Source organism: uncultured Serinicoccus sp., from assembly GCF_947487915.1.
Lineage (GTDB): Bacteria > Actinomycetota > Actinomycetes > Actinomycetales > Dermatophilaceae > Ornithinicoccus.
This window is the reverse complement of the sequence record NZ_CANKYH010000007.1, coordinates 38,385-59,021: the sequence shown is the minus strand read 5'-3', so window position 1 is coordinate 59,021 and position 20,637 is coordinate 38,385. Positions and strand designations below refer to the sequence as shown.

Annotated in this window: 21 protein-coding genes and 3 tRNA genes; 18 read left to right on the top strand and 6 right to left on the bottom strand. The window is 73.3% G+C overall.

Translation table 11 applies throughout. The annotated features are described in order from the left end of the window. Positions 1 to 35: 35 nt before the first annotated feature. Positions 36 to 602 carry a DinB family protein gene (locus Q0795_RS10355; protein ID WP_298889406.1) on the top strand — a complete coding sequence of 189 codons (567 nt, stop codon included), beginning with the start codon at positions 36 to 38 and terminating at the stop codon, positions 600 to 602. Positions 603 to 609: 7 nt separating this feature from the next. On the opposite strand, the gene Q0795_RS10350 is transcribed toward Q0795_RS10355, so the two are convergent. Next, positions 610 to 2,655 (bottom strand): acyl-CoA dehydrogenase, encoded by a 2,046-nt coding sequence (locus tag Q0795_RS10350; protein ID WP_298889404.1) that lies wholly within the window; start codon positions 2,653 to 2,655, stop codon positions 610 to 612. Continuing rightward, positions 2,652 to 3,326: a TetR/AcrR family transcriptional regulator gene (locus Q0795_RS10345; RefSeq protein WP_298889403.1), complete on the bottom strand. Its 675-nt coding sequence runs from the start codon at positions 3,324 to 3,326 to the stop codon at positions 2,652 to 2,654. Before Q0795_RS10345 ends, Q0795_RS10350 begins: the two co-directional genes overlap by 4 nt. Positions 3,327 to 3,417: 91 nt before the next feature. On the opposite strand from Q0795_RS10345, the gene Q0795_RS10340 reads away from it, so the two are divergent. From Q0795_RS10340 to Q0795_RS10295, 10 genes are all read left to right on the top strand, one after another. Further along, complete coding sequence (locus tag Q0795_RS10340; protein WP_298889401.1) at positions 3,418 to 4,704, top strand: acetyl-CoA C-acetyltransferase; 1,287 nt, start codon at positions 3,418 to 3,420, stop codon at positions 4,702 to 4,704. Between the two features lies 1 nt (position 4,705). Then, the gene (locus Q0795_RS10335) at positions 4,706 to 6,127 is read left to right on the top strand and encodes a 3-oxoacyl-ACP reductase (protein WP_298889399.1); all 1,422 of its coding nucleotides are present in this window, start codon (positions 4,706 to 4,708) and stop codon (positions 6,125 to 6,127) included. Continuing rightward, positions 6,124 to 7,053 carry a MaoC/PaaZ C-terminal domain-containing protein gene (locus Q0795_RS10330; RefSeq protein WP_298889397.1) on the top strand — a complete coding sequence of 310 codons (930 nt, stop codon included), beginning with the start codon at positions 6,124 to 6,126 and terminating at the stop codon, positions 7,051 to 7,053. The genes Q0795_RS10335 and Q0795_RS10330 overlap by 4 nt, the downstream gene beginning before the upstream one ends. A gap of 103 nt (positions 7,054 to 7,156) precedes the next feature. Next, a tRNA-Thr gene (locus Q0795_RS10325) sits at positions 7,157 to 7,229 on the top strand. Positions 7,230 to 7,258: 29 nt separating this feature from the next. Beyond that, positions 7,259 to 7,335 (top strand) — tRNA-Met (locus Q0795_RS10320). 58 nt (positions 7,336 to 7,393) lie between these two features. After that, positions 7,394 to 7,561 carry a 50S ribosomal protein L33 gene (gene rpmG / locus Q0795_RS10315; protein WP_010148718.1) on the top strand — a complete coding sequence of 56 codons (168 nt, stop codon included), beginning with the start codon at positions 7,394 to 7,396 and terminating at the stop codon, positions 7,559 to 7,561. Between the two features lie 107 nt (positions 7,562 to 7,668). Further along, a complete protein-coding gene (locus tag Q0795_RS10310; protein WP_298889395.1) occupies positions 7,669 to 8,115 on the top strand; it encodes a MaoC family dehydratase N-terminal domain-containing protein in 447 nt (148 codons plus the stop codon). Then, complete coding sequence (locus tag Q0795_RS10305; RefSeq protein ID WP_298889393.1) at positions 8,115 to 8,519, top strand: MaoC/PaaZ C-terminal domain-containing protein; 405 nt, start codon at positions 8,115 to 8,117, stop codon at positions 8,517 to 8,519. The genes Q0795_RS10310 and Q0795_RS10305 overlap by 1 nt, the downstream gene beginning before the upstream one ends. Beyond that, entirely contained in the window at positions 8,516 to 9,694 is a 1,179-nt protein-coding gene (locus tag Q0795_RS10300) for a UDP-N-acetylmuramate dehydrogenase (RefSeq protein WP_298889391.1), read from the top strand. The genes Q0795_RS10305 and Q0795_RS10300 overlap by 4 nt, the downstream gene beginning before the upstream one ends. 70 nt (positions 9,695 to 9,764) lie before the next feature. Next, on the top strand, positions 9,765 to 10,205 hold the full coding sequence (locus Q0795_RS10295; protein ID WP_298889389.1) for a hypothetical protein: 441 nt from the start codon (positions 9,765 to 9,767) through the stop codon (positions 10,203 to 10,205). Positions 10,206 to 10,318: 113 nt separating this feature from the next. Here the strand turns inward: Q0795_RS10295 and Q0795_RS10290 are convergent, their stop codons facing one another. Both Q0795_RS10290 and Q0795_RS10285 read right to left on the bottom strand, forming a co-directional pair. Then, complete coding sequence (locus Q0795_RS10290) at positions 10,319 to 10,894, bottom strand: helix-turn-helix transcriptional regulator (RefSeq protein ID WP_298889387.1); 576 nt, start codon at positions 10,892 to 10,894, stop codon at positions 10,319 to 10,321. A gap of 381 nt (positions 10,895 to 11,275) precedes the next feature. Further along, the gene (locus tag Q0795_RS10285) at positions 11,276 to 12,328 is read right to left on the bottom strand and encodes an adenosine deaminase (protein WP_298889385.1); all 1,053 of its coding nucleotides are present in this window, start codon (positions 12,326 to 12,328) and stop codon (positions 11,276 to 11,278) included. Positions 12,329 to 12,393: 65 nt separating this feature from the next. On the opposite strand from Q0795_RS10285, the gene Q0795_RS10280 reads away from it, so the two are divergent. The 4 genes from Q0795_RS10280 to Q0795_RS10265 are packed head-to-tail and all read left to right on the top strand — an operon-like array spanning position 12,394 to position 15,918. Next, entirely contained in the window at positions 12,394 to 13,407 is a 1,014-nt protein-coding gene (locus tag Q0795_RS10280; RefSeq protein WP_298889384.1) for an ABC transporter ATP-binding protein, read from the top strand. Further along, positions 13,404 to 14,288: a hypothetical protein gene (locus Q0795_RS10275; protein ID WP_298889382.1), complete on the top strand. Its 885-nt coding sequence runs from the start codon at positions 13,404 to 13,406 to the stop codon at positions 14,286 to 14,288. Before Q0795_RS10280 ends, Q0795_RS10275 begins: the two co-directional genes overlap by 4 nt. Then, positions 14,288 to 15,211 (top strand): ABC transporter ATP-binding protein, encoded by a 924-nt coding sequence (locus tag Q0795_RS10270; protein WP_298889381.1) that lies wholly within the window; start codon positions 14,288 to 14,290, stop codon positions 15,209 to 15,211. The genes Q0795_RS10275 and Q0795_RS10270 overlap by 1 nt, the downstream gene beginning before the upstream one ends. Continuing rightward, on the top strand, positions 15,208 to 15,918 hold the full coding sequence (locus Q0795_RS10265; RefSeq protein ID WP_298889380.1) for an ABC transporter permease subunit: 711 nt from the start codon (positions 15,208 to 15,210) through the stop codon (positions 15,916 to 15,918). The genes Q0795_RS10270 and Q0795_RS10265 overlap by 4 nt, the downstream gene beginning before the upstream one ends. Here Q0795_RS10265 and Q0795_RS10260 read toward each other — a convergent pair. After that, positions 15,902 to 17,221 (bottom strand): hypothetical protein, encoded by a 1,320-nt coding sequence (locus Q0795_RS10260; RefSeq protein ID WP_298889378.1) that lies wholly within the window; start codon positions 17,219 to 17,221, stop codon positions 15,902 to 15,904. The two genes, Q0795_RS10265 and Q0795_RS10260, sit on opposite strands and share 17 nt — an antisense overlap. A 90-nt stretch (positions 17,222 to 17,311) precedes the next feature. On the opposite strand from Q0795_RS10260, the gene argG reads away from it, so the two are divergent. Then, a complete protein-coding gene (argG, locus tag Q0795_RS10255; RefSeq protein ID WP_298889376.1) occupies positions 17,312 to 18,817 on the top strand; it encodes an argininosuccinate synthase in 1,506 nt (501 codons plus the stop codon). 15 nt (positions 18,818 to 18,832) lie between these two features. On the opposite strand, the gene Q0795_RS10250 is transcribed toward argG, so the two are convergent. Then, positions 18,833 to 20,062: a pyridoxal phosphate-dependent aminotransferase gene (locus tag Q0795_RS10250; protein WP_298889792.1), complete on the bottom strand. Its 1,230-nt coding sequence runs from the start codon at positions 20,060 to 20,062 to the stop codon at positions 18,833 to 18,835. Positions 20,063 to 20,207: 145 nt separating this feature from the next. On the opposite strand from Q0795_RS10250, the gene Q0795_RS10245 reads away from it, so the two are divergent. Together Q0795_RS10245 and secE are read left to right on the top strand one after the other, a co-directional pair. Then, a tRNA-Trp gene (locus Q0795_RS10245) sits at positions 20,208 to 20,280 on the top strand. Positions 20,281 to 20,338: 58 nt separating this feature from the next. Continuing rightward, the gene (secE, locus tag Q0795_RS10240) at positions 20,339 to 20,584 is read left to right on the top strand and encodes a preprotein translocase subunit SecE (protein WP_058890619.1); all 246 of its coding nucleotides are present in this window, start codon (positions 20,339 to 20,341) and stop codon (positions 20,582 to 20,584) included. Positions 20,585 to 20,637 lie beyond the last annotated feature (53 nt).

Here is a 20,637-nt window from a genome sequence, read left to right as displayed (position 1 = left end):
CATCACCTGTCCGGCTCGCGTGGTGTCCTCGGCGTATGGACGCACTGACGACGGATCTGCTGGAGCAGCTGGACTGGCACTGGCACGGGCAGGCAAGACCGAGGCTGGACGGGCTGACGGACGAGGAGTATCTCTGGGAGTCCGCCCCGGGCACCTGGAGCGCGCGTCCGCGGGACGCCGCACCACCACCCTCGGTGACGGCGCGGGCCGGGGGCGGGCAGTGGCTCCTGGACTGGGCTCACCCGGAGCCGGAGCCGGCGCCCGTCACCTCGATCGCGTGGCGGCTCGGACACGTCGTCGTCGGGGTGCTGGGCGCCCGCGCGCACAGCCACTTCGGCGGCCCACCGGCGGACATCCTCAGCTGGGACTACGCGGGCACCGCGGCCGGGGCGCTCGACCAGCTGGACGCGGCGTATGCCGCCTGGTCGGCCGGGGTGCGCGGGCTCGACGAGGAGGCGCTGGGGCGCCCGGTGGGGCCGGCGGAGGGTCCGTGGGCGGACGCCCCGATGCTCACCCTCGTGCTGCACATCAACCGCGAGGTCATCCACCACCTCGCCGAGGTGGCGCTGCTGCGCGACCTGTGGGCGCACGGCGTGCGCTGAGCGGCGCTCAGACCGGGGCGCCGGGCGTCCAGCGGGCGGCGGTCTCGTCCTGCAGCATCTGGGAGTTGAGCCAGGGCTCGGGGATGCCCAGGCCCTCGACCAGCTCGAGCGCCTGCGGCCGCAGCTCGGCGCACAGCGTGTTGATCTGGGCGATGACGGCCTTGGCGCGGCCCGCCGACATCCGGTGGTGGGCCTGGAACCAGCCGGCGTCGGCGTCGATGGAGCTGAGGGCGTAGAGCGAGCAGAGCCGTTCGAGCACCTCACGGACCTGCTCGTCCTCGCACGCCTCGACCCCGGAGACGAAGGCCTCCAGCACGACCCGGTCCATGTGGGTGCGCGCCGCGAGGAGCACGTGGTCCTGCGCCGAGTTGAAGGCCTCGAAGGAGTCCTGGTCGTCGGCGCGGCGGCGCAGCCGGGTCGCGAGGGTCTCCAGGACGTGGCGCTCACGGTCGGCGAACATCGCCAGGTGCCAGCCGCGATCGAGCAGGGTGTCGTCGTCGCCCTTGCGGGCGGCCGCCGAGCGCAGCCGCTCGACCAGCGGCCGGGCGGCCGTGGCCTCGACGAACTGGCCGCCGAAGGCGCGCGCGGCGAACTGCACCATGCCGCGCATGTCGAGGTCGCCCCACATCTCCTTGTATCCCGAGAGCAGACCCTTGGCGACGAGCTGCAGCAGCACCGTGTTGTCGCCCTCGAAGGTGGCGAAGACGTCCGCGTCGCCACGCAGCGTGGTGAGGCCGTTCTCGGCGAGGTAGCCCGCGCCGCCGCACGCCTCGCGGCACATCTGGATGGTGTCGTTGCCGAACCGGGTGGTGACGGCCTTGAGCCCGGCGGCCCGGGTCTCCAGCTCGCGCTGCGCCTCCTGGTCCTTGGTCGGCATCTCGTGCAGCTCCTGCAGCCGCTCGGTGAGCTCGTTGACCGCGAACATGTGGGCGTAGGCGGTGGCGATGCCGGGGATGAGCTTGCGCTGGTGGGCGAGGTAGTCCAGCAGGAGGACCTCGCCGTCGTGCCCGGGCGCGCTGAACTGGCGCCGGCGCAGGGCATACCGCGTGGCGATGGAGAGCGCCTTGCGGGACGCGGTGGCGGCGCCGGCCGCCACGCAGATGCGCCCGCGCACCAGGGTCCCGAGCATGGTGAAGAAGCGCTTGCCGTCGCTGTCGATGTCGGAGACGTAGCGGCCCTCGTCGTCGATCCCGCCGTAGCGGTTCAGCAGGTGGCTGCGCGGGACCCGCACCTGGTCGAAGGTGATCGTCCCGTTGTCCACCCCGGCCAGCCCGCCCTTGGCGCCGTTGTCGCCGAGCGTGACGCCGGGCGCGGGGTGCCCGTCCTCGTCGCGGATCGGGACCACGACGACGTGCACGCCGTGCGACTCCCCGTCCACGACGAGCTGGCCGTAGACCGTGGCGACGTGCGCGTCGTGGGCGGCCGCGCCGATGTAGGTCTTGGTCGCCGAGGGGGTGGGGGAGTGCACGACGATCTCGTCCGTGCTCGGGTCATAGGTATGCGTGGTCTCCAAGGACGCGACGTCCGACCCGTGCCCGAACTCGGTCATGGCGTAGCACCCGACCTGCTCCATGGACAGGATGGGCGGCAGGAAGGTCTCGTGGTGCCACTGCGTGCCGAGCGCGGTGACGGCCCCGCCGTAGAGGCCGAAGTGGACGCCGGACTTCACCGTCAGCGACAGGTCCCCGTGGGCGGTCATCTCGAAGTCGACGCAGGAGCGACCGACGTCGTCCAGGCCTCCCTGGGCCACGGGGAAGCCGCTCCCGGCCATCCCCAGGTCGACGAGCCGCCGCAGGGCGTCGGTGGTCCACTCGCGGGCCTGCGGCATCGTGAGCTCGGGGTCGCGCACCATCGTCGCGGCCGAGACGGTCGCCCGGGCGAGGTCGCGGACCGGGCCGTAGCGGCCTCCGGTCGCCCGGCGCAGCGCCTCACCGAGGTCGGTGAGCTCCTCCTGCGAGCGCGGTCGGGTCGCCGCCGCGTCGGCACTGGCGGGCATGCTGACGTCGGTGTCCGGCTGCGGGGTGTGGGTCTGCGGCTGGGCGGACGTGGTCATGGGCGGGGTCCTCCTGCGAGTGCTGGTCGGATGAGCTCGACGACGGCGTGGGTGGCCGCGTCGACGCTGAGCTGGGTGGTGCTGCGGCCGGTGAGGAAGTGGTCGGCGCTGGCGCGCACGAGCCCGACGATGCCGTGGCCCCAGGCCAGGGCCAGCGTGTCCGCCTCGGCCGCGCGGCCGGCGGCGACCAGGTGGTCCCGGATCGCGACGGCGATCTGCTCGCCGACCCGGTCGGTGAGTCGATGCACCGGGTCGTCGGGATCGCCCTCGGTGGTCTCCAGGGGGCGGGTCATGACGAAGCGGTAGATCTCCGGGTCCCGCTGCACCAGCGCCAGGTAGGACCGCACCATGGCCTCGATCCGGGTGACGACGTCACCACCCTGCTGCTGTGCAGCCTCCAGGTCGGTGAGGACGTTCTCGTCGACCGCCTGCACGACGGCGCCGTACAGCCCGGCCCGGTCCCCCAGGTGGCGGTAGAGCACGGTCTTGCTGGTGCCGGCCTGCGCGGCGATCTCGTCCATGCCGACACCGGCACCGTGGCGGCGGATCGCCTTGAGGGCGGCCTCGACGAGCTGTCGGCGGCGGCGGGTGCGGTGGGCCTCCCACCGGGAGTCCCGCCCGTCCCGGGGCTCGGCCGCGGCCCGGCCCGGCCCGGCGGTCTGGATCGTCATACCCTCGAGAGTACCGCGTACCCGCTGTATCGGCTACAGTCGGTATCAGATAGTTGCCCCGTCGTGACCCCGCCCGCGAGGAGATCTCCCCATGCCCGACCAGCTCACCGATGCCGTCATCCTCGGCGGCAACCGGATCCCGTTCGGCAAGGCGGGGGGTGCCTATGCCGATGCCTCCAACCAGGCCATGCTCACGTCCACCCTCGACGGGCTCGTCGCCCGCTTCGGGCTGGCGGGCGAGCGCCTGGGCGAGGTCGCCGCGGGCGCCGTGCTCAAGCACGCCCGCGACTTCAACCTCACCCGGGAGGCGGTCCTGGGGTCGGCGCTCGCCGCGACGACTCCGGCCTACGACCTGCAGCAGGCCTGCGGCACCGGCCTGGAGACGGTCATCCAGGTCGCCAACAAGATCCGGCTCGGGCAGGTCGACTCCGGTGTCGCCGGGGGCGTGGACTCGGCCAGCGATGCGCCCATCGCGGTCGGCGAGGGGCTGCGCAAGGCCCTGCTCGGCGCCAGCAGGGCACGCACCCCGATGGCCCGGGCCAAGGCGCTGGCGGCGGTCCGCCCCGGTGACCTCGCCCCGGAGACGCCGCGCAACGCCGAGCCACGCACGGGCCTGTCGATGGGGGAGCACCAGGCCCTGACCGCCCGGGAGTGGGGCATCACCCGGGAGGCGCAGGACGAGCTCGCGGCGGCCAGCCACCACCAGCTCGCGGCGGCGTGGGACGCCGGCTTCTTCGACGACCTCGCCACCGGCTTCCTGCGGCTTTCCCGCGACGAGGGGCTGCGACCGGAGACCTCCGTCGACAAGCTCGCCGGACTGTCCCCCGTCTTCGGCAAGGGGGAGGGCGCGACGATGACGGCCGGCAACTCCACGCCCTTGTCCGACGGGGCCGCGCTGGTGCTCCTCGGGAGTCCGCAGTGGGCGGCCGAGCACCGGCTGCCCGCCCTGGCCCGCTTCGTGGACGCCGAGGTCGCGGCCGTGGACTACGTGTCCGGCGACGAGGGGCTGCTCATGGCTCCTGCGTACGCCGTCCCCCGCCTCCTCGCTCGTCAGGGGCTGACCCTGGACGACATCGACCGGTTCGAGATCCACGAGGCCTTCGCCTCCACGGTCCTGGCCACCCTGGCCGCCTGGGAGTCCGAGGAGTTCTGCACCGGGAGGCTGGGGTTGGACGGCCCGCTCGGCACGGTGGACCGCAGCAGGCTCAACGTCCACGGCTCCTCGCTGGCCGCCGGACACCCGTTCGCCGCCACCGGCGGTCGTATCGTGGCCACCCTGGCCAAGATGCTCCACGACCTGGGGCCCGGCTCGCGCGGGTTGATCTCCGTCTGCGCGGCCGGCGGCCAGGGTGTCGTCGCGATCCTGGAAGGGTGCTGACATGGCCGACCTGATGCAGCTGCTCACCACCAACCCGCTCGCCAAGCAGCTCGGGGTGCCGCAGGCGACCCGGCTCCGGCGGGGGCGCGCGCTGCCCTCCGGGCCGGTGGCAGCCGGCGCCGTCGGTGGCGGCACGTTGGCCGTGCGCACCCTCGAGCTGCTCGGTGTGCCCACCCGCGCGGCGCTCGTCGACCAACCCCAGACCCGGGTCAGCGAGACGGACGGCGACGGACGTACCCGGGAGGTGCCCGAGGCATACCCCGGCAGCATCGGCGCCCTGGTGGTCGACGCCACGGGCGCGACCTCGATCGCCGACCTCGAGGTCGTCCGCGGGCTGCTGCGCCCGGCGATGAAGGGTCTGGAGCGCTCCGGCCGGGTCGTCGTGCTGGGTGTCGAGCCGGAGACCGCCGGGGCGCCCACCGCGGTGGCGACCCAGCAGGCGCTCGAGGGCATCGTGCGCAGCGTCGGCAAGGAGCTGCGCGGGGGGGCCACGGCCAACCTCGTGCGGGTCGACCTGCTCACCGCCGAGCCGACCTCGCCGGCTGAGCTCGCCTCCACCTTCCTCTTCCTGCTCCACGGGCGCTCGGCCTACGTCTCCGGCCAGGTGCTCCACGTGGGGCACGGCGCCCGCGACCCGCAGGCCGAGGAGGTGCTGGCCGACCGTCCCTTCGAGGGGCGGGTCGTCGTCGTCACCGGCGCCGGCCGCGGGATCGGGGCCGGGATCGCCCGCACCCTCGCCCGCGACGGCGCCCTGGTGGTCGCGGTGGACGTGCCGGCCGGAGGGCAGGGGCTCGCCGAGGTCGCCAACAGCATCGGCGGCACGGCCCTCCAGCTCGACATCACCGCCGCGGACGCGGGAGCGCGCATCGCCGCCCACGTCGCCCAGCGCTTCGGCGGCATGGGCCGCATCCACGCGATCGTCCACAACGCCGGCATCACCCGCGACAAGCTGCTCGCCAACACCGACGAGGAGCGCTGGGGCAGCGTCCTGGAGGTCAACCTGGCAGCCCAGATCCGCATCAACCAGGTGCTCCTGGACGCCGACCTGCCCGGTGGCCTGGACGACGGCGGGCGCATCGTCGGGGTCGCGTCGACCTCGGGCATCGCGGGCAACCGCGGGCAGGCCAACTACGCCGCGTCCAAGGCCGGGGTCATCGGCCTCGTGCGGGCCATGGGGGCCGACCCGCGCCTCGCCGAGCGGGGGATCACCGTCAACGCCGTGGCCCCGGGCTTCATCGAGACGGAGATGACCGGCAGGATGCCGGTGGCCACCCGGGAGGTGGCGCGGCGCATCAACAGCCTGCAGCAGGGCGGCCGACCGGTCGACGTCGCCGAGACCATCGGCTACCTGGCCGACCCGGCCAGCTCGGCGGTCACCGGTGAGGTGCTGCGCGTCTGCGGCCAGAGCCAGATCGGGGCGTGAGCAGGGTGGACGTCGACGTGGAGCTGCTCGACCGGACCCCGCGGGTGGCGACCTCCTTCGCGACCGGTGTCGCCACCGGGCTGGGCCGGCCGGGTGCCCGCGGCGAGCTGCCCGGGCGACGGCTCGTGCTGCCCGGCGTCCGCCAGGACCTGCCGAGGCTCGCCGGGTTCTGCGAGGTCACCGGGGGCCTGCTGGCCGACACCGTGCCGGCCACCTGGTTGCACGTGCTCACCTTCCCGCTGCAGGTGCGGCTCATGTCCGCCCGCGACTTCCCCTTCCCCATGCTCGGCATGGTGCACGTGGGCAACCGGATGCGGGTGCACCGCCCGGTGCGCGTGAGCGAGGAGCTCACCCTGTCCACCTGGGCCGAGGACCTCGCCCCCCACCGCAAGGGCAGCACCGTCGACCTCGTCGGCGAGGTGCGCGTGGGCGAGGAGCTCGTCTGGGAAGGGCGCAGCACCTACCTCGTGCGTGGCGACACGCCACCCGGGGCGCCCCGCGGGGAGGTGTCGGAGGCCATGGGTGACGCCGACGCGGGCGGGTCACCGGACGGCGCGGGGGCTGCCGCGCGCGCCGCCGGGCCGGGCCGCCAGGTCGCGCTGTGGCGCCTCCCGGCCGACCTCGGTCGCTCCTACGCGCGCGTGGCGGGGGACGCCAACCCCATCCACCTCTCGGCGCTCAGCGCCAAGGCCTTCGGCTTCCCCCGCGCCATCGCGCACGGCATGTGGACGCACGCCCGGGTGCTGGCGGCGGTCCAGCCGCGCCTGCCCCAGCGGTATGCCGTCTCCGCGACCTTCGTCAAGCCGATCCTGCTGCCCTCGACGGTGGTGCTGCGCACCGGCGGACAGGGCCTCGGCGACCTCGCGGTGACCGACCGGGAGGGCTCGCGGAGGCACCTGTCGATGCAGGTCGACGGGCCGCTCTGAGCGGGCTTCGCGCACGCCGCAGCCGTTTTGGATTCGCCCGCCGGCCTCGTGTAAAGTTGCGTCTCGCTGCCTGCGGGCCTCCCCCCGCCAGGATCGACAGCCCGCCCCCATAGCTCAGTCGGTAGAGCGTCTCCATGGTAAGGAGAAGGTCAACGGTTCGATTCCGTTTGGGGGCTCTGGTGAGCCGGTTCGCCGGGCGCCGCGAGGCGGAGTAGCTCAGCTGGTTAGAGCGCACGACTCATAATCGTGAGGTCGCGGGATCGAGCCCCGCCTCCGCTACCACGTACCTCGCAGGTACGGACCGCACAAGCACAGATCCACACCGAGAGCAGGTTGCACCGTGGCTAAGTCCACCGACGTTCGCCCGAAGATCACCATGGCGTGCACGGAGTGCAAGGAGCGCAACTACATCACCAAGAAGAACCGGCGGAACAACCCCGACCGGCTCGACATGGCGAAGTTCTGCCCGCGCTGCGGCAAGCACACCGCGCACCGCGAGACCCGCTGACCCACCCGTCGGCAACGACGACCAGGCCGTCACCCGCGCAGGGTGGCGGCCTTCGTCATACCCGACCGCACTCCGGGCCAGGCGGGTGGATCGCTAGGGTGAGAGGTATGCCCGTCAACCCTGACTACGCCGGCCGTGCGTACCCCCCGGCCGGCCCCTTCGAGGTGACCCGCGAGCAGCTGGCGGCCTTCGCCGACGCGGTCGGTGCCGGCAGCCCGGCCCACCGCGACCCGGAGGCGGCCCGCGCGATGGGGCACGCCGACGTCGTCGCCCCGCCCACGTTTGCCGTCCGCCTGGCACAGGAGTGCGAGGCGCAGCTGGTCGAGGACCCGGGAGCGGGCATCGACTTCTCCCGTGTCGTGCACGGGCAGGAGGGCTTCGTCCACCACCGTCCGATCACGGCGGGCGACCGCCTGACCGGCACGTTGCACGTCGACACCATGCGCGAGGCGGGCGGCCACGGCATGGTGTCCACCCGCGTGGAGCTCGTCGACGCCGAGGGGGCCGCCGTCACGACCGTGACGTCGACGATCGTGGTCCGGGGGGAGGGTTGATGAGCGACCTCACCCGCACGGTGACCGTCGACCGCGAGCGCCTCGTGGCCTACGCCGCCGCCTCCGGCGACCAGAACCCGATCCACCAGGACGCCGACGTGGCGCGCCGGGTCGGGCTGCCCGACGTCATCGCGCACGGCATGTGGACCATGGGTGCCGCGCTCGAGGTCGTCACCGACTACGTGGGAGGCGACCCGGCCCGGATCCTGTCCTGCCAGACCCGGTTCACCGGCATGGTGGTCGTGCCCGAGGGGGAGACGGTCGAGGTCCTCGTCACCGGTGTCGTGAAGAAGGTCGACGAGGCCGCGGGGACCCAGACGGTGGAGCTGAGCGCGACCTGCGCGGGGGAGAAGGTGCTCGGGCGCTGCCAGGCGGTGGTGCGCCTGCCCGGGACGCAGGCGTGAGCGGGCAGGAGCCCCGTCGTCCTGACGCGGGTCCCCCCGCCGGCCCGGACCGGCCAGCTCCGGCGCGCACGACCCTCGCCGAGCTGACGACCATGCGGGTGGGTGGAGCGCCCCGGCGCCTGGTCACCGCCCGCACCGAGGCCGAGCTCGTCGAGGCGGTCCGCGGGTGCGACGAGGCCGGTGAGCCGCTGCTCGTCGTGGGTGGTGGGTCGAACCTCGTGGTCGCGGACGAGGGGTTCCCCGGCACCGTCGTCCTGGTGCGCACCCGCGGCGTCGAGGTCCCGCACGCCTCGGCCTGCGGCGGGGTGAGCGTGACGGTCGCGGCCGGCGAGGACTGGGACGAGCTCGTCGCACGCGCCTGCGAGCAGGGGTGGTCGGGGATCGAGGCGCTCTCGGGCATCCCCGGGTCGACCGGTGCGACGCCGGTGCAGAACGTCGGCGCCTACGGGCAGGAGGTCGCCCAGACCGTGGCCCGGGTGCGCGTCTGGGACCGGGCCGAGCAGCGGGTCCGGACGATGTTTGCCGGCGACCTGGGCTTCGCCTACCGGCACTCGGTGCTCAAGGAGTCCATGGTCGGGCCGGACGCCGCCCCGGGCACGGTGACCCCGCGCCACGTCGTGCTCTCGGTCACGTTCTCGCTGCGTCCCACCGAGCTGTCGCAGCCGATCGGGTATGCCGCGCTCGCCGACGGTCTCGGCGTCGCCCTGGGGGGTCGCGTGCCGCTGGAGCGGGCCCGGGAGGCGGTGCTGGAGCAGCGACGCCGCCGGGGCATGGTGCTCGACGCGCAGGATCACGACACCTGGTCCTGCGGGTCCTTCTTCACCAACCCGGTGCTGTCACGGCCGGAGCTGGAGCAGGTGCGGCTGCGGGCCGAGGAGAGCATCGGCCAGGACCGCCGCTCCGCGGTGCCGCCGACCTACCCGACGGATCGCGAGGAGCTCGTCAAGACCTCGGCCGCGTGGCTCATCGAGCACGCGGGCTTCGGTCGGGGCTTCGGGTCGAGCAGCGGGCGCCCCGCCGGCCTGTCCACCAAGCACACGCTCGCCGTCACCAACCGCGGCCACGCCAGCGCGGCCGACGTGGTGGCGGTCGCGCGCGAGGTCCGGGACGGGGTGGAGCAGACGCTGGGGGTGCGGCTGGTCAACGAGCCGGTGCTCGTGGGCCTCTCGCTCTGAGGGTCGGCCACCGCCCTTCCCGCCCGCCGGCAAGGTGCGCGATCTCGCATGCGCGGGCCACGATGGCCTCATGAGATGTCACCGGCACCCCTCCGTGCTGTTCGCCGTGGTCCTCGGCGTCGCTCTCGCCGTCTCCGGGTGCGGGGCCGAGGTGGTGGACCCGGGCGGCGGAGCCGCCACGCAGACGCCGACGCAGAGCACCGCTGCCGAGGAGGTGGTCGGCATCGGCATCGTCATGCAGCGCTCTGCCGACGAACCCCCGGAGTTCTGCGTCGGTCCGGTCGCGGAGTCGATGCCACCCCAGTGCCGGGGGCCGGTGCTGGCGGGCGAGTTCTCCTGGGAGGACGTGGAGGCGCAGCAGCAGGGCGAGGTCCGCTGGACGGACGAGGCGTACTACGGGGTCGGCACCTACGCGCCCGACGGTGGTGAGCAGGGCACGTTCACGCTGACCCGGCCGCTCACCACCGAGGAGCCGCCGGGCTATCCGCCCCTTCGCGTCGGCGAGGGGTGATCCGCACGAGCATCCTGCGCCGCACGATCCCGGGCCGTCCTCGACGCACCATCCGCGGGCCGTCCTCGCGGCGCCATCCCCGGGCGTCCTCGCGGCACCATCCGCGGGCGGTTCTATCCGGGCCAGCGCGGGCCCTCGCCGGGGGCCTCGGGCCGTGGCTTCTTCCCGTAGCGGGTCCCCGGCGGGATCGCGAACCCCTCCGCGGTCCATCGTGGTCGAGGGCCCGAGCTGCGTCCTCCGAAGTAGTCGTGGAACCACCACCACGTCGGCCCGTACGTGCTCGGTCGCACTGCACGGTGGGCGGGGAACCGACGACCGGACCGGTCCACCGCGACCAGGTCGGTCTCCTCCCAGCGGACCACCGGCCTACCGTCCGGGCCGAGCACCGCCAGGCCCGCCCCGGCCCGACGCAGCAGCTCGAGGCAGACGTCGAGGCTGAGCTGATCGGCATGACGCTCCGCCCGGGCGACCAGGCTCTGGTGGACACCCCAGCTCTGGGCCAGGGCTCGCTGGCTCCATCCCCGCTCACGACGAAACGCGCGCAGCGCCAGTCCTACCTGTTCGGCCGCACCCGGTAGCCGCGGTCCGGCCACCTGGCTCTCCGGTGGGATTCCGGGCGGGGCCACCAGCCCCCTCGGGTGCTCCTCGTCCTCGCCCTCGCGTGCCGCACCGGTGTCGATCGCAGCCACCTGTTCCTCCCCCTCGTTCTCGTGCAGCCCACCCTGCCCGCGCCCGGCCGCCGGCCGCCACCCGCCCGCGCCGCCCTGTGGACGGCGCCCTGACCTCGCCGCCCTTGGGGATATCGACCCCCACCGGACCCCCTGCGCCGGAGACGTCACGTTGAGTCCCCTCCCGGATCACCCCGCCCGTGACGCGGCAGTCAACTCAGCGGCGAGCTGAGGCCGTCGGCGGGTCACCCCGCCACTGAGTCGTGAGTTGACTCAGCCCGCCGCTGACCCGCGAGCGGGCTCAGTGGCGGGCTGATTCTGGAGGGGGCTCAATGTGACGTGTCCGGCACAGGTGTGCGGCCGAAGGCCCGCCGGGATGGCCGGCGCCGCGGGGCGCGGGGGTCACGCGTCGGTGGGGGGTGCGGGGGCGTCGAGCCAGGCGTCGACCTCGGCAAGCAGCTGGCGTCGGGTCGACGGGGAGGCCACCGAGCCCTCGATGGAGCCGCGCGCCAGGAGCGCGAGCGCGTCGTCGTCGAGCCCGTGGTCGAGGCGGGCGGAGACGTACTGGTCGGCCAGGCGGCTGCCGAAGAGCAGCGGGTCGTCCGCGCCGAGCGCGACGCGGGCGCCCACCTCGAGCAGCCGGGGGAGAGGCACGGCCCCGAGGTGCTCGTAGACCCCGAGCGCGACGTTGCTCCCCGGGCAGACCTCGAGCGTCACCTGCTCGTCGACCACCCGGCCCAGCACGGACTCGTCCTCGACGGCCCGGATGCCGTGGCCCAGCCGGTCCGGAAGGAGGTGGTCGAGCGCAACCGCGACGTGGTCGGCCCCCAGCAGCTCGCCGGCGTGCGGCACGCTCGCCAGGCCCGCCTTCGAGGCGATCCGGAAGGCCGGCTCGAAGTCACCGGTCCAGCCGCGCCGCTCGTCGTTGGACAGACCGAAGCCGACGACCGTCCCGGCGGCGTCACCGGCGTGCCGGGCCGCGAGCCGGGCGAGCGCCCGGGCGTCCAACGGGTGTCGCATGCGGGAGGCCGCCACGACCACCGCGACCTGGGTCCGCCCCGTTGCCGAGACCGAGCGCGCCTCGTCGAGCACGATCTCCAGGGCGGGGGTCAGACCGCCGACGAAGGGAGCGTATGACGTGGGGTCGACCTGGATCTCCAACCACCGCGAGCCTTCGGCGGCGTCGTCGTGGGCCGCCTCACGCACGATGCGCCGCATGTCCGCCTCGTCGCGCACCACGGCCCGGGCCGCGTCGTAGAGGCGCTGGAACCGGAACCAGCCGCGCTCGTCGTGCCCGGACAGCCGCGGTGGCCACTGGCTGGTCAGGGCGTGCGGCAGACGCAGGCCGTGCTTGTCCGCCAGGTCACGGACGGTGTCCACCCGCATCGACCCGGTGAAGTGCAGGTGCAGGTGGGCCTTGGGCAGCGCGAGCAACGAGCGCGTGCGTCCAGGCATCCCCCCAGGGTAGACGGGGGATGGCCCCCTGGGAGAGGTCCCCGCCGCTCGCTAGAGTCGCTGCCGTGACCGTGATCCAGACGACCGCGCTGACCAAGCGCTACGGGTCCGCCCAGGTGCCCGCGCTGGACGACCTCAGCATCGAGGTGGACGACGGGGTCACCGGCCTGGTCGGCGCCAACGGTGCCGGAAAGTCCACCCTCATCAAGATCCTCCTCGGCCTGCTGGCGCCGACCTCCGGGTCCGCGAGCGTGCTCGGCCACGACATCGAGGGGTCGGGGGAGCAGATCCGCCGGGCCGTGGGCTACATGCCCGAGCACGACTGCCTGCCCCCGGACATGCGCTGCATCGACTTCGTGGTCCACATGGGGCGGATGTCGGGACTGCCGCCGGCCCCCGCCCGCGAGCGCGCCGCCGACGTCCTGCGTCACGTCGGCCTCGCCGAGGAGCGCTACCGCCTCATGGGCGGCTACTCCACCGGTATGAAGCAGCGCGCCAAGCTGGCCCAGGCCCTCGTGCACGACCCGGAGCTGGTGATGCTCGACGAGCCCACGAACGGTCTCGACCCCGCCGCGCGGGACGACATGCTGGCTCTCGTGCAGCGCATCGGTCACGACTTCGGCATCCCCGTCCTCGTGACCTCGCACCTGCTCGGCGAGCTCGAGCGCATCAGCGACCACGTGGTCGTCCTCGACGGTGGGCGCCTGCTGCGCTCGGAGGCGACCCGGAGCTTCCTCGCCGACACGGGCGCGGTGCTCATCGAGGTCACCGGTGAGGCGGACGCCCAACGGCGCATGGGCGAGGCCTTGGCGGCACGCGGGCTCAGCTGCCGCCCGCACGGCGGCCTCATCGAGATCGACCCCCTGGCCCCCGCCCTGCCCACCGAGGCCGGCGACACCCCCGAGGGCGGACGGGGCCCCGACGCGGGTGCCCTCGACGGCGAGGCTGCCGCGGCCGCCCACGACCGGCTGCGCGACCTCGTCCGCGACACCGCCGCCGACCTCGACCTCGGGCTGGTCCGCGTGCAGGCCCGCACGGGCCGTCTCGAGGACGTCTTCCGCGACGAGGTGCCCGCATGAGCGCCCAGGGCAGCGCCGGGGTCATCCACGACATCGGCTACCGGCGGTATGCCGGTGAGCGCACCTCGCGCGCCGGCATCACCCGGGCGCTGCTCTTCTCCGGGGTCCTGGCCGTCTTCGGCTTCGGCCGCTCCGGCAAGGCCAAGGTGCTGCCCTTCGCCCTGCTGGGCATGACGCTCGTCCCGGCCGTCATCCAGGTGGGGATCATGAGCATCATCGGCCTCTCGTCCGACCTGCTCAACTACTCCGCCTACAACGCCGGCTCCTCCTTCCTCGTCGTGCTCTTCGTCGCGGCCCAGGCGCCGGTGCTCTTCAGCCGCGACCTGCGCTCCGGCGTCATCAGCCTCTACCTCGCCCGCCCCCTGGGCGCCACGGCGTTCGCGCTCACCCGGTGGGCCTCCCTGGTGCTGGCCATCCTCGCCTTCGTGCTCACCCCGCTGCTCGTGCTCTTCATCGGCGGGCTCGCCGCCGGCGCCAGCTTTTGGGAGGAGCTCCCGCGGGTCGCGGTGGCCCTCGCCGGGGCCGTGCTGCTGGCCATGCTGGTCGCCACCGTCGCCTCCCTCGTCGCCTCGTGGACGCTCCGTCGGGGGCTGGCCATCGCCGGCTCGATCATGGTCCTGCTCGTGGGGCTCGGCGTGACGGCCGGGCTGCAGGAGGTCGCCAGCACCGAGGGCGCCACCGGCCTGGCGCACTGGGCGGCCCTGCTGTCCCCCTTCGTGCTCGTCGACTCGGTGCAGGTGTCGCTGGGGGACGCCACCAGCCAGTTCCCCGCCCCCGCTGACAGCGCCGCCACCGGCCTGCTGCTGCTCGCCAGCGCCCTCGCCCTCATGCTCCTCGGGCTGGCGCTGCTCGTGCGCCGCTACCGCAGCAGGGGGGCGTGATGACCGACCTCACCCTCACCGGCGTCTCCCGGTGGTACGGCAACGTCGTCGCCGTCAACGACGTCACCATGTCCATCCGTCCCGGCGTCACGGGCCTCCTCGGCCCCAACGGCGCCGGCAAGTCGACCCTCATCGCCATGATGGCCGGCTTTCTCGCGCCCTCCGCCGGCGACATCCGCCTCGGCGAGGCGCCCGTGTGGCGCAACGTCGGCGCCTACCGTGACCTGGGACTGGTCCCCGAGCGGGAGGTCAGCTTCTCCTACCTCACCGGCCGCGCCTTCGTGCAGGCCTCCGCCGAGCTCCACCGGCTCGCGGACCCGCGCGCCGCGACGGCGAGAGCGCTCGCGGAGGTGGATCTCGTCGACGCCGCGGACCGGCCGATCAGCACCTTCTCCAAGGGCATGCGGCAGCGCGCCAAGCTCGCCTCGGCGCTCGTGCACGAGCCGACGGTGCTGCTGCTGGACGAGCCCTTCAACGGCGTCGACCCGCGCCAGCGGATGCACCTCATGGAGCTGCTGACCCGGATGGGGGAGCAGGGGCGCACCGTGCTCTTCTCCAGCCACATCCTCGAGGAGGTCGAGCAGATCGCTCGGCAGATCGAGGTCGTGGTCTCGGGCCGGCACGCGGCCAGTGGGGACTTCGGCGCCATCCGGCGGCTCATGACCGACCGCCCCAGCCACTACGTCGTGCGCTCCAGCGACGACCGGGGCCTGGCCTCGATGCTCATGGGCCTGACCGGGGTGCGCTCGGTCGCGCTCGGCCGCGTGGGGACCGGGGAGGCGATCACGGTGGAGGTGACCGACATGGGCGAGTTCACCCTCTCCCTGCCCCGGCTGGCCCGCTCGGCCGGCATCACGGTGCGCGAGCTCGCGCCCTCGGACGAGAGCCTGGAGTCGGTGTTCACCTACCTGGTGCAGTCATGAACCTCACCATCATGCGCCTCGCGCTGCAGGCCCTCGTCGGTCAACGGCGCGGCCTGGTCATCCTCGCCCTGCCCGTGCTGCTCGTCGCCCTGGCCGGGGTGCTCCGCGCGCTGACCGGGGAGCCGGTCTCCGCCAACGCCGTGGTCGTCGAGGTCGGGATCGCCCTGGTCGTGCCCCTGGTGGCGCTGCTCGCGGCCAACGGGGTCCTCGGCCCGGAGATCGACGACGGCTCGGTCGTCTACCTCCTGTCGACGCCCGTGAGCAGGTATGCCGTGGCCGCCTCCAAGTTCGTCGTCGCGGCCGGTGTCGCCGCGGCCGCCGCGGTCACCGGGCTGATGGGGGCCACGCTGGCCGGCGGGCTGAGCGGACGGTGGGTGGTCGTGTCGGTCGTGGTCGGGGCCGGCGGGGCGGTGCTCTACACGGCGCTGTTCAGCGCGATCGCGGCCGCCACGCGGCACGGGATGATCGCCGGGCTCGTCTACGTCACCGTGGTCGAGAGCCTGCTCGGCCGGTTCCTCGGCGGCTTCCGCTACGTCTCGGTGCGGGCCTTCGCCGAGCGGCTGGGGGAGGTGGCCGCCGACGTCGACCTGCCGGTGGCCGACCTGTCGACGTCCTATGCCGTCGTCGCCTCGCTGGTCCTGCTCGGTGTCGGCGTCGGCGGCGCCGGCTGGCGGCTGGCGCGCTTCCAGCTCAGGGGCGACGAGTAGGCGCAGCCCCCGAGCCCGCTGCGGCTCCGGACCGCCGGGCGCGCCGCCAGGCCCGCCGCAGCGAGGTCAGCACCGCTCGGTCGAGGGGCGCGAACTCGCGGGAGATGGTGGGCCCCGGCAGGGGCCTCCGGCCCTGCTCGTCGCGCCAGCGAGCGTGCTGCGCCGTCCGGGCCGGGGCGTCGAGGATCTGCAGGATCCGGTCCACGGCCCGCAGGATGGAGCCGCGCAGCAACCACTGGTCGGTCGGGCCGCCCCCGGACTCCATGAGCATGAGCTCGGTGAGGATCGCGCGGGTCTCCCGCAGCAGCTCCATGTTGCCGTCGAGCAGGACGCGCCGCCGCTCCTGGTCCCCGCTGGTCTCGGCCTGGACCAACTCCCCGAAGGAGTCGATGCAGCTGCCGACGTCGCGCAGCACCACCGCCACCGCCGCCCGCACCTCGTCGGAGAACTCCGGCGCACCGTCGGGATCCTCGTCGCGGGCCTCGTGGCCCAGGGCGACGAAGAGGGCGCGGGTGGCGGCGGCGCAGTCCTGCAGCGAGTCCAGGCCCGAGCGCAGCAACGGGCTGACGTCCGCGCGCCCGATCGTGCGGGTGTTCCACTGCCACATCTCGCTGACCCGCCCGACGAGCTCACCCGCGCGGCCCAGGTCGTCGCCGACGTCGCGGGCGGCGCGCAGGTGGGCGGCGATCGACTCGCCGGTGACCCTGCCCTCGTCGATGTCGTCGGCCGCCGCGGCGAACACCTCGGCCTGGCGGCGGGCCACGGTGCGCACGGAGGCGGCGGCCGCGCCGACGGGGATCGCCGGTGGCCACAGCAGCGGGAGCAGGATCCCCACGGCGGCACCGATGAGGGTGGTGAGCACCCGGGTCTCGGCCGCCGTGTTCTGCAGCGAGGCCCCGAGGATGAGCATGCCGCTGATCGGCGTCTCCAGCGCCTGCGGGCCCAGCCGCAGGAGGCTGCCCAGCAGCAGCGAGACGAAGATGACCAGGCCCAACGACCACCAGGTGAGCCCGACCCAGATGGAGACGACGAGAGCGACGCCGATGCCGGTGAGCACCGCACCCACCCGCACCATCCCCATGCGCAACGAGCCGGTCGCGCTGGCCTGGGTGACGAGGATCGCGGTGAGCGAGCAGGTGAGGTCGATCGGCCCCACGGTGACCGCCCGGGTGATGACGTAGGCGAGCACGGCCGCCGTGGTCACCCGCACCAGGTTCACCCAGTCGGGCCGCCACCCGAGGACCAGCGCGTGCCACCCGTCGGTCGCCCAGACCCGGGCGGTCTGCGGCGTGAGGCGGGGCATACCCTCATCACACCACGCGCACCGCCGCCTGGGAAGGCCGCGTGACCTGCGGATTGCATATTTATACGGGGTCGCGCATAGACTCGTGGCATGTCCAAGGTCTTGACGAGCATCCCTGTCGGTGAACGTGTCGGCATCGCCTTCTCCGGCGGTCTGGACACCTCGGTCGCGGTGGCGTGGATGCGTGAGAGGGGCGCCGTGCCCTGCACCTACACGGCCCACATCGGTCAGTACGACGAGACCGACATCGACGGCGTCCCCGGTCGCGCGGCCGAGTACGGCGCGCAGATCGCCCGGCTCGTCGACTGTCGGCCCGAGCTCGTCGAGGAGGGCCTCGTGGCCCTGGCCTGCGGCGCCTTCCACATCCGCTCCGGTGGCCGCACCTACTTCAACACCACCCCGCTGGGCCGCGCCGTCACCGGCACCATGCTCATCCGGGCGATGAAGGAGGACGAGGTCCACATCTGGGGGGACGGCTCGACCTACAAGGGCAACGACATCGAGCGGTTCTACCGCTACGGCCTGCTCGCCAACCCCCAGCTGCGCATCTACAAGCCCTGGCTGGACGAGGAGTTCGTGCACGAGCTCGGCGGCCGGGACGAGATGAGCCAGTGGCTCTCCGAGCGCGACCTGCCCTACCGGGCGAGCAAGGAGAAGGCCTACTCCACCGACGCCAACATCTGGGGCGCCACCCACGAGGCCAAGAAGCTGGAGCACCTCGACGTCGGGATGGAGGTCGTCGAGCCCATCATGGGGGTGCCCTTCTGGGACCCCGAGGTGGACATCCCGACCGAGGACGTGACCGTCGCCTTCGAGCACGGCCGACCCGTCTCGATCAACGGCGAGGACTTCGGCGGCGACGCGGTCGCGCTGGTCATGGAGGCCAACGCCATCGGCGGCCGGCACGGGCTCGGCATGGCCGACGAGATCGAGAACCGCATCATCGAGGCCAAGTCGCGGGGCATCTACGAGGCGCCCGGGATGGCGCTGCTGCACATCTGCTACGAGCGGCTCGTCAACGCGATCCACAACGAGGACGTCACCGCGGCGTACCACACGCAGGGCCGGGCCCTGGGCCGGCTCATGTACGAGGGCCGCTGGCTGGACCCGCAGGCACTGATGATCCGGGAGTCGCTGCAGCGGTGGGTCGCCTCCGCCGTGACCGGCGAGGTGACGCTGCGGCTGCGCCGGGGCGAGGACTACACCATCGTCGCGACGGACGGCCCGGCCTTCAGCTACCACCCCGACAAGCTGTCGATGGAGCGGGTGACCAACGCCGCCTTCGGCCCCACCGACCGGATCGGTCAGCTGACCCTGCGCAACCTCGACATCGCGGACTCGCGGGCCCGGCTGGAGCAGTACGTCTCCATGGGGCTGCTGGGCGTCGGAGCCGCGGCTGCGCCGGGCGCGGACGCCGACGGCCGCCCCGAGGGCGCGCTCGGCGCCGAGGAGCCCTCCCGGCTGGGTCTGGCCACGACGTCGCTGGTCGGCGAGCTCACTCCCGGTGGTGCGGACCGGATCGCCGGCGGCGTCGGCCCCACCGAGGACGAGGAGGAGTCGCTGGACTGGGCGGCCATGGAGTTCGGCACCGACTGACGGGCCGGTGGCCCGTCAGCGGGCCTCGGCGAGCAGCGCCTGGATCCGGCCCACGCCCTCCTCGAGGTCCTCGTCACCGAGGGCGTAGGACAGCCGCAGGTAGCCGCTCGGGCCGAAGGCCTCCCCGGGCACGACGGCGACCTCGACCTCCTCGAGGATGAGGGCGGCGAGCTCCACGGACGTGCGCGGCGTGCGGCCGCGGATCTCCTTGCCGAGCACGCCCTCGACCGAGGGGTAGGCGTAGAACGCGCCCTGGGGGACGGGGCACTCGACCCCGTCGATCGCGTTGAGCATCTCCACCATGCGGCGGCGGCGCCGGTCGAAGGCGAGCTTCATCTCCTCCACCGCGTCCAGGCTCCCCTCCAGCGCCGCGATCGCCGCGCGCTGCGAGACGTTGGCGACGTTGGAGGTCGCGTGGCTCTGCAGGTTGGTGGCGGCCTTGATGACGTCGGTCGGACCGATCATCCAGCCGACCCGCCAGCCGGTCATCGCGTAGGTCTTGGCCACCCCGTTGAGCACCACGCAGGTGTCGGCCAGCTCCGGGACCAGCACCGGCATGGACGGGGCCTGCGCACCGTCGTAGAGCAGGTGCTCGTAGATCTCGTCGGTGATGACCCAGATGCCGTGCTCCAGCGCCCAGCGGCCGATCGCCTCGACCTGCTCGGGCGGGTAGACGGCGCCGGTCGGGTTCGACGGCGAGCAGAACAGCAGGGCCTTGGTGCGCTCGGTGCGCGCGGCCTCCAGCTCCTCGACGGTGACGAGGTATGCCTGACCCGACGCCGCGTCGGCGCCGACGAAGACCTCGACCGGGGTGCCGCCGGCCAGCCGGATCGACTCCGGGTAGGTCGTCCAGTAGGGCGCGGGGAGGATGACCTCGTCGCCCGGGTCGAGGAGCGCCGCGAAGGTGTTGTAGACCGCCTGCTTGCCACCGTTGGTGACGAGCACGTTGGCCGGCTCCACGGCATACCCGGAGTCGCGACGCGTCTTGGCGACGATCGCGTCCTTGAGGGCGGGGAGACCGCCCGCGGGGGAGTAGCGGTGGTTGACCGGGTCGGAGCAGGCCTCGACGGCGGCCTGCACGACGTAGTCGGGTGTGGGGAAGTCCGGCTCGCCGGCGCCGAAGCCGATGACGGGTCGGCCCTGCGCCTTGAGGGCCTTGGCCTTGGCGTCGACGGCCAGGGTGGCCGACTCGGCGATGGATCCGATGCGGGTGCTGATGCGGGTCTGCTCGCTCACGTGCCCCATCATGGCATCGACGCTTCACGTCGCGTCAGCCGCCGTCCGTCTTTTGCCCAACCTGTCGGCCGTCACGTATGCTGACCCTTCGGGTGTTCGCACCGTGCGCCAGCCTGCCTCCCAGCAGCAGGTCGGCGTCGCGAGGACCTGGTGAAGGGCAATAGCTCAATTGGTAGAGCACCGGTCTCCAAAACCGGCGGTTGGGGGTTCGAGTCCCTCTTGCCCTGCGTGACCGGGAGGCTTCCTGCCCCCGGTAGACCCAGACCAGCGACAGGAAGGTGAGCCGTGGCCGACTCCGCCCGCGACACCGACGGCGTCGCCCGTAGCCAGCCCGGCGCCGGGCAGGGTGGCCGTCCGGCGACCTTCGTCGAGCAGGTCATGGCCGAGCTGCGCAAGGTCGTCCAGCCCACCCGCAACGAGCTCATCACCTACACGATCGTCGTCTTCGTCTTCGTGCTGGTGATGATGGCGTTCGTCTTCGGTCTGGACCAGCTGTTCCAGTGGCTGGTCGGTCTCGTCTTCGGGGCCTGACCGCGAGCAGCACCCGGTGCCGATCGGCGCCGCGACACGACATTGAGGAAGTA